This window comes from Limosilactobacillus alvi (assembly GCF_016900115.1).
GTDB classification, from domain to species: Bacteria; Bacillota; Bacilli; order Lactobacillales; family Lactobacillaceae; genus Limosilactobacillus; species Limosilactobacillus alvi.
Genome location: NZ_JACJJQ010000142.1, coordinates 1 through 231, shown reverse-complemented (window position 1 = coordinate 231; position 231 = coordinate 1). Strand labels below are relative to the sequence as shown.

At 61.0% G+C, this 231-nt stretch carries 1 protein-coding gene; it reads right to left on the bottom strand.

Going from position 1 to position 231, the window contains the following annotated elements:
- Positions 1-180: glyceraldehyde 3-phosphate dehydrogenase NAD-binding domain-containing protein (locus tag H5993_RS09400; RefSeq protein WP_275087020.1), on the bottom strand; the 180-nt coding region annotated here is incomplete at its 3' end.
- Positions 181-231 lie beyond the last annotated feature (51 nt).

The window sequence follows — 231 nt, the reverse complement described above, 5'->3', positions numbered from 1 at the left end:
GATCTTGTGGTCGCGAGCGTAGTTGCCCTGCGTGGAGTCGTACTTCAGGAGGTACGCGAGCATATCGGGAGAGGTGAGGTCGTTGATAGCGACGATCTCGGAGCCCTCGTGGCCGAACATCTGGCGGAACGCGAGACGACCGATGCGGCCAAAGCCGTTAATCGCAACCTTTACTGCCATGCTTGTCTCCTTTCGCGAGGCCCCCGCAGGTTCCCTTGCCTGCCGCTGAGG